This window comes from Pantoea osteomyelitidis, from assembly GCF_044342975.1.
Classification (GTDB): domain Bacteria; phylum Pseudomonadota; class Gammaproteobacteria; order Enterobacterales; family Enterobacteriaceae; genus Pantoea; species Pantoea osteomyelitidis.
This window is the reverse complement of the sequence record NZ_JBGFSN010000004.1, coordinates 1490736-1504342: the sequence shown is the minus strand read 5'-3', so window position 1 is coordinate 1504342 and position 13607 is coordinate 1490736. Positions and strand designations below refer to the sequence as shown.

Genomic DNA, 13607 nt, shown 5'->3' with positions numbered 1-13607 from the left:
ATGAGTTGCAGGCGTTTTTTTATAGCTGTATTTTGCCGCTTCTTCCGGCCTGTCGCCTTTTTAGTGCAGGTTTCATGCAAACTGCACCAAATCAACGCACATATTTTGTGAGCTAAATCATCTGTTTAAAGCTTCGGCAATTCCGCAAAATTTGCCTTAGTAATACGGCAGAAAATTTTTTTGCGCTCTTTTTTACGCATTTTTATTTTTTAACGGGCTGGCATACTTTCTGCATTAGCTTATTAACGCTGCGCAAAAGCGCGATAAAAAGTTTAATTCTCTGTGGTTTGCCGGGTGTGACAAATAAGGAATTTTCCATGTTAAGTTTCGACCCTGAAAAAGTTATTTTGCCCGCCGGTCATTATATTGACGGCCAACATTGTGATACGCAGGGCGAGCAGCTGAGCGTAAACCGGCCTTCTGATGGCAAACCTTACGCTACCCTGAGCGAAGCGCAGGCCGGCGATGTGGATCGCGCCGTCACCCTGGCGCATCAGGCGGTGAAAGCCAGCGGCTGGGCCAGCGCCTCCCCGCGCGAACGCGGCAAAGTGCTGCGCCGCTGGGCCGATCTGATTGAGCAGGATGCCACGCTGCCGCAGCTGGAAGCGCTGGGATCCACGCGCCCGATTTCTGACGTGGTGAATCACGAAATTCCCTTTACCGCCGAAGCGATTCGCTTCTACGCCGAGTGTGCGGACAAGTACAGCGGCGATCTCTTTCCTACCCGCGACAGCAGCCTCGGCATGCTGGTGCCGGAGCCGTATGGCGTGATCGCAGCAATTACGCCGTGGAATTTTCCGCTATCGATGGCCTCCTGGAAATGCGGTCCGGCGCTCGCAGCAGGAAATGCTGTGGTGCTGAAGCCCTCTGAACTCACGCCTTTCTCCACCGCCCGCATGGCAGAGCTGGCCGTGCAGGCGGGTCTGCCGTCCGGCGTGCTGAATATCGTGCAGGGCAGCGGGGCGGTAACCGGCAGCGCGCTGGTGGCGCATCCGCTGGTGCGCAAAGTCTCCTTTACCGGCTCGACCCTGACCGGCGCGCGCATCATGAGCGATGCTGCTTACCACGGCATGAAGCCGGTCACGCTGGAGCTGGGCGGCAAAAGTCCGCAGCTGGTGTTCGACGACGCTGGCGATATCGACACCGTGGCGCAGCGTATTCTGCGCGGCTTTACCGCCAACGGCGGCCAGGCCTGCGTCGCCGGGACGCGCCTTATCGTACAGCGCGCCATTGCCGAACCGCTGATCGCACGTCTGGTGGCGCTCTGTCAGACCTTCCGTCCTGGCGTCACCTGGGATGAAACCAGCCGCTACGCGCCGTTGATCGATGCGCGTCAGGGCAACAAGGTTGCCTCGGTGATCGCGGCGGCGAAAGCGCAGGGCGCGCAAGTGCTGGTGGGCGGCGAACGTTTTGCCGATACCGCCGACGGCTGGTTCTGGCAGCCGACGCTGCTCAGCGCGCCGGGCGCAGATAACCCGGCAGTGGAGCAAGAAATTTTCGGCCCGGTGCTGACGGTGCAGATCTTCGACGAGGAAGAAGAGGGGTTGCAACTGGCGGCACACGCCATCTACGGACTCTGTGCGGGCGTGCATACCCTCAGCCTGCCGCGCGCGCTGCGCGCCATGCGCGCCATTGAGGCGGGCACCGTGTGGATTAACCGCTATGGTCGTTCCGGCGATTTCATTATCCCCACCGGCGGCTTTCTCGGCTCTGGCATCGGCAAAGATTTGGGTCGTCAGGCGTTTCAGGCCTGTCAGCGTCAGAAAAGCGTATTAATTGATTTTTAATTTTCCCTTTTCAATAACCACGAGGTTGCGAGATGGCACTGTTTAAACCGAAATTCATCACCTTTGACTGCTACGGCACGTTAATCAACTTTGATATGGCGGGAGCGGCAGCGCGCTGCTTCGCCAATCGGGTTGCGCCGGATGAAATGAACGCCTTCACTACCGATTTCGCCCGCTACCGCCTGGATGAAGTGCTGGGCGCGTGGAAGCCTTATTACGATGTGGTGAGCAATGCCTTACAGCGCACCTGCAAAAAGTGGGGCATCGCCTGTGATAAAGCGGACAGCGATTTTATCTACACCGACTGCGCCACCTGGGGTCCGCACCCGGACGTTCCGGCGGGCCTGGCGAAAGTCGCCAAAGAGTTCCCGCTGGTGCTGCTGACCAACTCAATGAAGGATCTCATTCCTCATCATGTGCCGCGTCTCGGCGCGCCGATTCATCTCACCATCACCGCTGAAGAAGTGGGCGCCTATAAGCCGCAGATGAAAGGCTTCGAGTACATGCTCGACAAGCTGAACTGCGGCCCGGAAGAGATTCTTCACGTCTCCTCCAGCCTGCGCTACGACCTGATGACCGCGCACGATCTCGGCATTACCCACAAGGCCTGGGTGAATCGCGGTCACGAACCGGGCAATCCGGCTTACGGCTATACCGAAATCAACGACATCGGCGGCCTGCCCGCCGTGGTCGGACTCTGAAGCGAGGGGCCGCAATATGAAACTGGAATCTTTCTGGCAAGCCACCGCCCCGGCCTTTAGCGGCGCGGCCAGCGGCGCCTTGCCGTCCCGCGCCGACGTGGTAGTGATTGGCGGCGGCTTTACCGGTATCTCAGCGGCCCTGAACCTGGCGCGCAGCGGCCTGGAGGTGGTGGTTCTGGAGAGCGGTCAGGTGATGAGCCAGGCCTCGGCGCGCAACGGCGGCCACTGCAACACCGGCGTGGCGCAGAACTTCTCCTCGCTGGTGGCGAGCCAGGGAATCGAACAGGCGAGCCGTTTCTACCGCGCCTTTGATAACGCGGTGAGCTATGTGGAGAGTCTGGTCGATGACGAGCAGATCGACTGCGACTTTCGCCTGTGCGGCAAGCTGAAGCTGGCCAGCAAGGCGGCGCATTTTGCCAGTCTGAAGGAGGCCTGGCAGCTGATGCGCAGTACCGTCGATCCGGAGATTGAGCTGATCGGCAAAGAGGACATTCGTCGTGAAGTGGCGAGCGACGATTTTCATGGCGGCCTGCTGCAAAAGCGCGGCGGCCAGATGCACATGGGCAAATTTGGCGTCGGCCTGGCGGAAGCGGCGGCGCGCAGCGGGGCGAAAATTTTTCCGCATCATGCCGTCACCAACATCACGCGCCTCGATGGCTATCGTCATCGGTTGCAGACCGCGCAGGGCGACATCGTGGCGGACAAAGTATTGATGGCTACCGGCTGTTCCAACGTTGGCCCCTTTCCCTGGTTCCAGCGCCGCATCGTGCCGGTAGGCAGCTTTATTGTGGTCACCGAGCCGCTGAATGACGATCTGCTGCGCCAGGTGCTGCCGCACGATCGCACCTACGTCACTTCGCTGAATATCGGCAACTACTTCCGCACCACCGCCGACCGGCGGTTGGTGTTCGGCGGTCGCGCCCGCTTCGCGGTAAGTAACCCCAGCTCCGATTCCCGCAGCGGTGAAATTTTGCAGGCGGCGTTAACGAAAATGTTCCCGCAGCTGGCGCAGGCGCGCATCGACTACTGCTGGGGCGGCATGGTGGATATGACCTCCGATCGTCTGCCGCGCGCCGGAGAGCATGAAGGCATTTTTTATTCGCTCGGCTACAGCGGCCACGGCACGCAAATGTCGGTATTGATGGGGCGCATCATGGCCGATCTGCTGGCGGGAAAAAGCAACGAAAACCCCTGGCAGCGCGACAGCTGGCCCGCGCTGCCCGGTTATCATGGGAAACCCTGGTTTTTGCCTCTCGCGGGTCTCTATTACAAGGCGAAGGATCGACTCTCCTAACCATTTCATATTAAGGGTGTGCAGATGAGTAAATTTCGTAAAGAATTTGGCGCTGTGAATCCGACCCTGACGCAGGCAATCAGTGAAAAAAAGCTGTCGCGTCGCAGTATCATGAAGTTGCTCTCCGCCGGTGCGGTGATGAGTTCGGGCCTGATCGGCTTTCCCGCGCTGAGCTTTGCGGCGGATACGCCGGTGAAAGGGGGCAAGCTGCGCGCCGCCATGTCGAACGCCTCTGCGACCGATACCCTCGATCCCGCCAAGGGCAACAACAGCGGCGACTATACCCGTCAGTATATGTTTTACAACGGCCTGACCGAGCTGGATAAAAGCCTGATGGTGCAGCCTGCGCTGGCCGAGTCGGTGGAGTCAGCGGACGGCGTCACCTGGCGGGTTGTGTTGCGCAAGGGCGTCACCTTCCACGACGGCAAACCCTTCACGTCGCAGGATGTGGTTTACTCCCTGAGCCGCCATAAAGATCCCGCCGTTGCGTCCAACGCCTTTAAGCTGGCGGAGCAGATGACCACCATCAAGGCGCTCAGCGACAGCGAAGTGCAGATCGTGCTCAGCCAGGCGAACTTCGACCTGCCCTATATGCTGGCGACTTCGCCTTTTCTTATCATCCAGGACGGCACCAAATCCTTTACCAAAGCGGTGGGCACCGGTCCCTACATCTGTAAAGAGTTCTCGCCGGGGACGCGCTCCGTGGGCACGCGCAACCCGAACTACTTCAAGCCGGGACTGCCGCATCTGGACGAGGTAGAACTGCTGGGCGTCACCGATCAGGCGGCACGCGTCAACGCGCTGATGTCCGGCGATTTGCATATTGTTTCGACGCTCTCCGCCACCGACTGTAAACGCATCAAGGCCACCCACGATTTTGCCTTGCTGGAAAGCAAATCCGGCATGTATACCAACCTGATTATCCGCACCGACATCAAGCCGGGCAGCAATAAAGATTTTGTGCTGGCGATGAAATATCTACAACCGCGCGAAATGCTGGTGAAAACCGTGTTGCAGGGCTATGGCGACGTGGCAAACGACACCCCGGTTCCGCCATGGCATCCGCTTTATAACCACGAGCTGAAGCCGCGTCCTCTCGATGTAGAAAAGGCCAAATTCTATATCCAGAAAGCGGGGATGAATGGCGCTACGGTGGAGATCATTACCACGCCCAATATTGAAGGGGCGGTGGAGGGCGGTCAGCTGATCCAGCAGGTGGCGCGCGGCGCGGGCATCAACTTCAAGGTGCGGCGCGTGCCTTATGACGGTTACTGGTCAACGCACTGGACCAAAGATCCGGTGGGCTATGGCTCCATTAATCCACGTCCTACCCTCGACATGCTCTTTTCCCAGTTTTATCTCTCCAGCGCGCCGAACAACGAGTCGGGCTGGAAGAACGATCAGTTCGACCAGCTGGTGGTCGCGGCGCGCGGCGAGCGCGACCAGGGGAAACGCAAGCAGATGTATGGCGATATGCAGAAGCTGATCTACGACCACTGCGGCACGCTGATCCCAACTTTTATCAGCTCCACCGACGGCTACAGCAAAAAAGTGGGCGGCGTTGAGGCCTGGCCATCCGGGATGATGATGGGCTACCGCTTCCACGAATTCGCCTGGCTGAATGCCTGATTAACTGCGAGGAGAACGCCGATGAACCGATACATGATGTTCCTGATTGCCCGGCGCGTGGGTGCCGGCATTCTGACCTTGCTTATCGTCTCGGCGGTGGTGTTCTTTATCACCAGTCTGCTGCCGGGGGATGCAGCGCAGATGATTCTGGGACAGAACGCCACGCCGGAAACGGTGGCGGCGTTGCGTCAGCAGCTGGGGCTGGATCAATCGCTGGTAGTGCGCTATTTCAGCTGGCTCGGCGGGATGCTGCGCGGCGACTTCGGCATCTCTTTTGCCAGTCATCTGCCGGTGGCGCAGCTGGTGGCGCAGCGCATACCCGCCACCTTTGAGCTGGCGGGGATCACCACGCTGATCTGCGTACCGCTGGCGTTGATTATCGGCATCACGGCGGCGATGAAACGCGGCTCCCTGCTGGATCGCGTGTTGGTGATCGGCACCATGGCCACGGTGGCGGTGCCGGAGTTTCTGGTCGCCACCATCGCGGTGTTGATCTTCGCCGTTAAGCTGCACTGGGTCTCGGCGATGTCGTTCGGCAGTCCCGATATGGATCTGCTCAGTTACCTGAAAGCCTATGCGCTGCCGGTGCTGACGCTCTGCTGCGTGCTGGTGGCGCAGATGGCGCGCATGACGCGTTCCGCCATTATCAATCAGCTCGACAGCCCCTATCTGGAGATGGCGCTGCTGAAGGGCGTCTCCCCGCTGCGCGCGGTGCTGCGTCACGCGCTGCCTAACGCGGTAGGGCCGATTGCCAATGCGATTTCGCTTAGCCTTTCCTACCTGTTCGGCGGCGTGATCATTATTGAATCCATCTTCAGCTATCCCGGCCTCGCCAGCCAGCTGGTGGATGCGGTCAGCAACCGTGACCTGCCGGTGGTGCAGCTCTGCGTGATGCTGTTCGCTCTCTGCTACCTGGTGCTGCTGCTGCTGGCGGATATCCTCACCATCGCCTTCAATCCAAAATGGAGAAGCTCATGAATCTCTTATCGCTTCCCTGGCGCTTCTTTGCTTCGCTTTCGATCGCCGGTCGTCTCGGCCTGCTGATTTCGCTGTTCTGGCTGCTGATGGCGCTGTTCGGCACCGCGCTGGCGCCGCACAGCGTGGAGGATATCGGCGGCGGCCCGATGTTTGGCGGCTTCACCCATGACAACCTGCTCGGCACCGACTATCTCGGACGCGACATTCTCAGCCGCATTCTCTATGGCGCGCGTTTCTCCATCGGGCTGGCGTTAAGCGCCGCGCTGCTGGCGAGCCTGATCGGCACCCTGCTGGCGCTGCTGGCGGCGGTGGCGGGACGCTGGCTGGAGGAAGTGTTAGGCCGCGTGAACGATGCGCTGCTGGTGTTGCCGGGCAAAGTGCTGTCGCTGATGATTGTTGCGGTGTTCGGCTCGTCGCTGCCGATGCTGATTCTTACTGCCGTGTTTACCTACTGGCCGGGGGCGTTCCGTATCGCGTTCGCCATGGCCAGCAGCCTGCGCTCAATGGATTACGTGCGCGCCTCGCGCCTGCGTGGCGAAAGTCGCTGGTACGTGGCGATCCACGATATCCTGCCGAATATGGTGCATCCGATGCTGACCGATTTTGGGCTGCGCTTCGTCTACATCGTGTTGCTGCTCAGCGGCCTGAGCTTCCTCGGCCTTGGCGTTCAGCCGCCTTACGCTGACTGGGGCACGCTGGTGCGCGAAAACATTCAGGGCCTGTTTGATGGCTCACCGGCGGTGCTGATGCCCGCGCTGGCGATCGCCAGCCTGACCATCGGCGCCAACCTGTTCATTGACAGCCTGCAGGCAATGCGTCCGCTACAGCTGGCGAAGGAGGGCGTATGAACGTCACACCCCACACCGCCATGCCGGTCATCTCGGTAGAGAATCTGCGCGTCAGCGCCCACACCGATCGTGGCGAAGAGATCAATCTGGTTTCCGACATTCGCTTTACCGTGCAGAAAGGCGAAGTGCTGGCGCTGATCGGCGAGTCGGGATCGGGAAAAACCACCATTGCGATGGCGCTGATGGGCTACGCGCGTCACGGCTGCCGCATCGCCGACGGCAATATTCACGTTGCCGGTACTGACGTCAGCGCGCTGACCCCGACCCAGCTGCGCGCTTTTCGCGGCAACAAAGTCTCCTATATCGCCCAGAGCGCCGCCGCCTCCTTTAATCCGGGAATGAAGATTCTCGATCAGGTGATTGAACCCGTGGTGATCCACGGCGTGATGAGCCGCAAAGCGGCGAAAGCCAAAGCGATTACGCTGTTTCGCGAGCTGGCGTTGCCGAACCCGGAAACCATCGGCGATCGCTATCCCCATCAGGTATCGGGCGGCCAGCTGCAACGCCTGATGACGGCGATGGCGCTGATTGGCGATCCCGACGTGGTGATCCTCGACGAACCCACCACTGCCCTCGACGTTACCACTCAGGTCGAGGTGCTGAAGGCGTTTCGCCGCGTGGTGGCGCAGCGTGGCGTGACGGCGATTTACGTCAGTCACGACCTTGCCGTGGTGGCACAGATGGCGGACCGCATTCTGGTGCTGCTGCGCGGACAAATTGCCGAATATGGCACCACCGAGCGGCTGATTGGCGCGCCGCAGGCGGAGTACACCCAGCTGTTGATGGACGCGGCGCGGCAAAAAATCAGGCCGGGCAACTGGCATCCCGAACAGGGAGAGCAGCAGCCGCTGATGGAGGTGCGCGATGTCTCAGCCGGGTACGGCCCGCGCGACAGCCACGGCAAGCCAAAAATCTCCATTCTGGAAGGGATTAACCTGAAGCTGTGGAAGGGGCAGGCGATTGGCATTATCGGCGAATCTGGCTCGGGTAAAACCACGCTGGCCCACGCCATTGCCGGACTGAATGCGCCGAGTCAGGGGCATATTCTGTTTAACGGTCATTACATCAACGGCGACATGCAGAAGCGCTCGGACAATGAGCTGCGCCGCATTCAGTATGTGTTCCAGATGGCAGATACCGCGCTGAACCCGGCGCACAGCGTGGAGCGTATTCTGTCGCGACCGCTGGCGCTGTTCCACGGTCTGACCGGCGCGGCGCGGGTCAAACAGCTGCATAAGCTGCTCGATCTGGTCAAGCTGCCGCGCAGCGTGTTGTGGCGTCGTCCCTGGGCGCTCTCTGGCGGGCAGAAGCAGCGCGTTAACCTGGCGCGTGCGCTGGCGGCGGAGCCGGATCTGATCCTGTGCGATGAGGTGACCTCGGCGCTGGACAGCGTGGTGGCGGCGGCGGTGCTGGACCTGATCAGCGAACTGCGTCGCGAGCTGGGCCTGTCGGTGATCTTTATCAGCCACGATATGCACGCGGTGCGCTCGGTATGCGATGAGATTGTGGTGATGAAGAGTGGCCGCGTGGTGACTCAGCTGGCGCGGGATGACTACGACAAACCGACCAATGAGCTCTATTTCGAACGTCTGAAACGCGCAGTGCCTGAGCTAAGGCAAGGCTGGCTGGATGAGCACGAAGAGATTCTGAAAGCAGAATAAGGCTATCTTACTTGCCATTTTGTTCCCGGGCAGTGCTCGCCATCCTCACGTACTACAAGTACGCTCCGGTGGCTGTGCGCTGGCCGTAAACAAACTGGCTGCGACGATAACGCCTTTATTTTAAATGTATTTGAGAGGTAAAAGGCGATGCCTGCACCGATTCGTTACGTACAGGACAGTACAGATTTCCCCGACGCAGCCGACGTGGTGATTATCGGCGCCGGTATTGCCGGTTCCGCCGCTACCTGGGAGCTGACTAAGCGGGGGCTGAAAGTGGTATTGGTGGAAAAAGGACTGGTCGCGGGCGAGCAGTCGAGCCGTAACTGGGGCTGGTGCCGCCAGCAGAATCGCGACGAGCGCGAGCTGCCGCTGATTATCCATGCGCTGCAACGCTGGAGCGAGTTGCAGGAAGAAACGGGCGAAGAGCTGGGCTTCCGCCGCACCGGCCTGGTCTACGCCACGCGCGACGAAAGCGAAATCGCCGCCTGGGATAACTGGGGAAAAATGGCGAAAGCTTATGGCGTGCGCAGCAATATTCTCACCGCCGAACAGGCGAAGGCGATGACGCCGGGCAGCACCACCGCCTGGCGTGGCGGGGTTTCCTCGCCTACTGATGGCCATGCCGAACCCTCTCTCGCCTCGGCGGGGCTGGTTATCGCGGCGCAGCGGCGTGGCGCGCGGGTGTTTCAACAGTGTGCGGTGCGCGGGCTGGATATCGCCGCCGGGCGCGTCAGCGGCGTCTGGACCGAGCGCGGCCTGATTAAAACCAGCCGCGTGATCTGCGCAGCGGGCGCCTGGACCTCGATGTTTTGCCGCCGTCACGGCATCGATCTGCCGCTGGGCAACGTTATCGGCACCGCGTTCCGCACCCGTCCCATCGAACAGGCGATCGGCATGCCGCTCTCCACCCCCGGCTTCGCCTGTCGTCCGCAGCTGGATGGCAGCTACACGGTGGCGGTCTCAGGCCGTGGCCGCATGGAGCCAGGCGCGCAGGGCCTGCGCTATGCGCGCCAGTTCTATCCCACCTTCAAGCGTCGACGGAAAAACCTGAAGCTGAACCTTGGTCTGAAGCCTTTTTTTAACGGGCCGGAAGCGCTGGCGCGCTGGGAGTTCGATCGCGAATCGCCCTTTGAACGCAACCGCATCCTCGATCCCGCAGCCGATCTTACGCTGGTGCAGCAGGGGCTGAACGCCATGCGTCAGGAGTATCCGGCGCTGGCGAATGTACAGCTGGCGCAGGCGTGGGGCGGCATGATCGACAGCACCCCCGATGCCATTCCGGTGATTTCAACCGTGCCGCAACTGCCGGGCCTCGTGCTCTCGGCGGGTTACAGCGCCCACGGCTTCGGCATCGGACCGGGCGCGGGCCGTCTCGCCGCCGACCTGGCCAGCGACGTCACCCCGATTGTGGATCCCACACCCTATCGTTATTCCCGCCTGGTAGATGGCAGCGACCTGAACGCGCCTGGCATGATGTAAGGAGAGAAACATGAGTATTACACTGCGCCCGATGCATGCGGGCGATATTGAACAGACCTACGCCCTGACACAGCGGCTGAAATGGCCCCATCGCCGTGAAGAGTGGCAGCAGGCGCTGGAATTAGGCGAAGGCGTGGTAGCCCAGGAACAGGAGCAGGTAATCGGTTCTGCCATCACCTGGCGCTGGGGCGACGAGTACGCCACCATCGGGCTGGTGATCGTCGATAACCAGCAGCAGGGACGCGGCATCGGCAAACAGCTGATGCTGGCGCTGCTGGAGACGCTGAACGGCTATAACGTGCGTCTGCACGCCACCGAAATGGGCAAAGGACTCTACGAGAAGCTCGGCTTTGTCGTCACCGGTCAGATTAAACAGCTTCAGACGCGCGCGCTGGCCGCTGCGCCGTCGGTTGTGCTGCCCGCAGGCGTGCAACTGCGCCGCGCTGCGCCGCAGGATGCGCAGACGCTTGCCTGCCTCGATCGCCAGGCACACGGCATGTGGCGGCCTGCGCTGATCACCACGTTGATAAATGAAAACACCCAGCTGTTACAGGATCAGCAGGGCAACGTCCAGGGGTTTGCCAGCCTGCGCCGCTTTGGTCACGGCTGGGCGATTGGGCCGATTATCGCCCGCGACCTCGCTGGCGCGCAGGCGCTGGTAGCGGCGTTAATGCAGCAGTTGCAGGGCGAGTTTGTGCGCATCGACGTTGACGCCGCGCTGCCGCTGGCGCCCTGGCTGCAAAGCCTGGGGCTGGATGAGGTCGATGCCCCCACCACCATGGTGCGCGGCACGCCGTGGCAGCCCGATCCTGCGGGGATGCAGGCGTTTGGCTTAATGACCCAGGCGATGGCGTGATGCATATCGTCTATAAGTCAGAGCCGGTGCGGGGTGCGCACTGGCAGCGCTGGCTGGCGCAGCAGGCACCCGATATTCAGCTGCATATCTGGCCGGAAATCGGCGATCCCGCTGAGGTTGAAATGCTGATTGCCTGGCAGCCGCCGGACGATCTCACCACGCTGTTTCCCAACCTCAAAGCGCTGCTTTCCGTGGGCGCGGGAGCTGACCAGTTCGATCTCAGCCAGCTGCCGCCCGATCTGCCGGTGGTGCGGATGATTGAGCCAGGCCTGACGCAGGGCATGGTGGAGTACGTCACCTTTGCCGTGCTCGGCCTGCACCGCGACATGCCGCGCTATCTGCAACAGCAGCGCCAGCAGCAGTGGCTGGGGCACGCCAGTTTACCCGCCGGAAAGCGCCGCGTCGGCGTGATGGGGCTGGGCGAGCTGGGCCAGGCGGTAGCGGCGCAGCTGGTGTCGCTCGGCTTCGACTGCAGCGGCTGGAGCCGTACGCCGCGCATGATAGATGGCGTAACCTGCTGGCATGGCGAGCAGCCGCCAGGCGATTTTCTGGCGCGCAGCGATATCCTGATCTGCCTGCTGCCGCTCACTGACAGCACGCGCGGCATGCTGAACCAGCAACTTTTCCGCCAGCTTCCCCGTGACGCGGCGCTGGTGCAGGTGGGGCGCGGGCCACAGCTCAATCAGGATCATCTGCTGGCGGCGCTGGATTCGGGTCAGCTGCGCGCGGCGGTGATTGACGTCACCGATCCCGAACCGCTGCCGCCGGGCCACGCCTTCTGGACGCATCCCGCTATCTGGCTGACGCCGCATATCGCCAGCCAGACGCAAACCGAGAGTGCAGCGGCGGCACTGCTGGCAAACCTGCGCCGCTACCAGCGCGGCGAAGCTATGGTTGGCCTGATCGATCGCAGGCGGGGCTACTGAGCAGCTTTTCCCCGCTGAATGGCACGGGAATTTAACAGGATATGCCGCTGCCGTGCGCATAACGGCAGCGCGAGAAACCCATGGGTTGCGATACTTGTGCCAACCGAACATTACGTGGATGAGGTATAAAGATGCAGAATGTCATGGCAGCACAGCAAACATTTTCCGATAACAGTCTGTTACTGGATGCCCGTGAGCAGAACGTGCCGCGTGGCGTGGTCACCGCACATCCGCTGGTCATCGAGCGGGCGCGCGGCAGCGAAGTCTGGGATGTGGAAGGCAATCGCTATCTCGACTTTGTGGGCGGCATCGGCGTGCTCAATGTAGGACACAATCACCCGGCGGTGGTGAACGCAGTAACGCGCCAGCTGGGTCTGGTAACCCATGCCTGTTTCCAGGTGGCCGCCTATCCCGGCTATATCGAGCTGGCGCAGCGTCTTAATCAGCTGGTAGGCTGCGGCGAGCCGTTCAAAAGCGTGTTCTTCACCAGCGGTGCGGAAGCGGTGGAAAATGCGGTGAAAATTGCCCGCGCCCATACTCAACGTCCCGGCATTATCGCTTTTGACGGCGCGTTTCATGGCCGCACGCTGCTCGGCTGCACCCTGACCGGCATGAGCCAACCCTACAAGCAGAACTTCGGCCCGTTCCCCGCCGACATCTATCGTCTGCCGTTTCCCAACGCTTATCACGGCGTCAGCGAAGCGGACTGCCTGAAGGCGCTGGATCAGCTGTTTGCAGTGCAAATCCTGCCGGAGCGCGTGGCGGCCATCATCATCGAGCCGGTGCAGGGCGATGGCGGCTTCCTGCCCGCCGGGGCCAGCTTTATGCAGGCGCTGCGTCTCATCACCGAACAGCATGGCATTCTGCTGATCCTGGACGAGGTGCAGACCGGCTTTGGACGCACCGGCAAAATGTTTGCCTTTCAGCATCTCGATATCGTGCCGGATCTGGTCACCGTGGCGAAAAGCCTCGGCGGCGGGCTGCCGATCTCCGGCGTGGTGGGGAAAGCGGCGATCATGGACGCGCCGCTGCCGGGCGGACTGGGCGGCACCTATGGCGGCAACGCGCTGGCCTGCGCGGCGGCGCTGGCGGTACTCGACCTGCTGGAGAATGAAAACCTGCTGGCGCGCGCGAATCAGCTCGGCGAGCAGATGAATGCGCGTCTGCATCAGCTGGCGGAGAAATATGCCTGCATCGGCGAGGTGCGCGGGCTGGGCTTTATGCAGGCGGTAGAGATTATCGACTTTGAAACCGGTCAGCCAGACGCGGCGCTGACGCAAAAAATCCTCGATTTCGCCTGCCAGGAAGGGTTGCTGCTGATCAAGTGCGGCGTGCAGCGCAACACGGTGCGCTTCCTTGCGCCGCTGGTCACCACCGACTCGCAGCTGGAGGAAGCGTTGCATATTTTTGATATTGCGCTGGCGCGTGCCAGCGGCCGTCTCGGATAA

Annotated in this window: 11 protein-coding genes; all 11 read left to right on the top strand. The window is 61.2% G+C overall.

Annotated elements, in window-relative coordinates; all coding sequences use genetic code 11:
- Positions 1-317 precede the first annotated feature (317 nt).
- The 11 genes from ABU178_RS12215 (at position 318) to gabT (ending at position 13607) form a co-directional block, all read left to right on the top strand.
- On the top strand, positions 318-1787 hold the full coding sequence (locus ABU178_RS12215) for an aldehyde dehydrogenase family protein (protein WP_397215156.1): 1470 nt from the start codon (positions 318-320) through the stop codon (positions 1785-1787).
- 32 nt (positions 1788-1819) lie between these two features.
- Positions 1820-2488, top strand: coding sequence for a haloacid dehalogenase type II (locus tag ABU178_RS12210; protein WP_397215154.1), 669 nt, complete (start codon positions 1820-1822; stop codon positions 2486-2488).
- Between the two features lie 16 nt (positions 2489-2504).
- Positions 2505-3782, top strand: coding sequence for an NAD(P)/FAD-dependent oxidoreductase (locus ABU178_RS12205; RefSeq protein ID WP_397215152.1), 1278 nt, complete (start codon positions 2505-2507; stop codon positions 3780-3782).
- A 24-nt stretch (positions 3783-3806) separates the two neighbouring features.
- Positions 3807-5411 (top strand): ABC transporter substrate-binding protein, encoded by a 1605-nt coding sequence (locus ABU178_RS12200; RefSeq protein WP_397215150.1) that lies wholly within the window; start codon positions 3807-3809, stop codon positions 5409-5411.
- Between the two features lie 21 nt (positions 5412-5432).
- The gene (locus tag ABU178_RS12195; RefSeq protein ID WP_397215148.1) at positions 5433-6389 is read left to right on the top strand and encodes an ABC transporter permease; all 957 of its coding nucleotides are present in this window, start codon (positions 5433-5435) and stop codon (positions 6387-6389) included.
- Complete coding sequence (locus ABU178_RS12190) at positions 6386-7237, top strand: ABC transporter permease (RefSeq protein ID WP_397215146.1); 852 nt, start codon at positions 6386-6388, stop codon at positions 7235-7237. Before ABU178_RS12195 ends, ABU178_RS12190 begins: the two co-directional genes overlap by 4 nt.
- The gene (locus ABU178_RS12185; protein ID WP_397215144.1) at positions 7234-8898 is read left to right on the top strand and encodes an ABC transporter ATP-binding protein; all 1665 of its coding nucleotides are present in this window, start codon (positions 7234-7236) and stop codon (positions 8896-8898) included. Before ABU178_RS12190 ends, ABU178_RS12185 begins: the two co-directional genes overlap by 4 nt.
- A 147-nt stretch (positions 8899-9045) precedes the next feature.
- A complete protein-coding gene (locus ABU178_RS12180; protein ID WP_397215142.1) occupies positions 9046-10377 on the top strand; it encodes an NAD(P)/FAD-dependent oxidoreductase in 1332 nt (443 codons plus the stop codon).
- 10 nt (positions 10378-10387) lie between these two features.
- Positions 10388-11233: a GNAT family N-acetyltransferase gene (locus ABU178_RS12175; RefSeq protein WP_397215140.1), complete on the top strand. Its 846-nt coding sequence runs from the start codon at positions 10388-10390 to the stop codon at positions 11231-11233.
- On the top strand, positions 11233-12159 hold the full coding sequence (locus tag ABU178_RS12170; protein WP_397215138.1) for a 2-hydroxyacid dehydrogenase: 927 nt from the start codon (positions 11233-11235) through the stop codon (positions 12157-12159). The genes ABU178_RS12175 and ABU178_RS12170 overlap by 1 nt, the downstream gene beginning before the upstream one ends.
- A gap of 131 nt (positions 12160-12290) precedes the next feature.
- The gene (gabT, locus tag ABU178_RS12165) at positions 12291-13607 is read left to right on the top strand and encodes a 4-aminobutyrate--2-oxoglutarate transaminase (protein WP_397215136.1); all 1317 of its coding nucleotides are present in this window, start codon (positions 12291-12293) and stop codon (positions 13605-13607) included.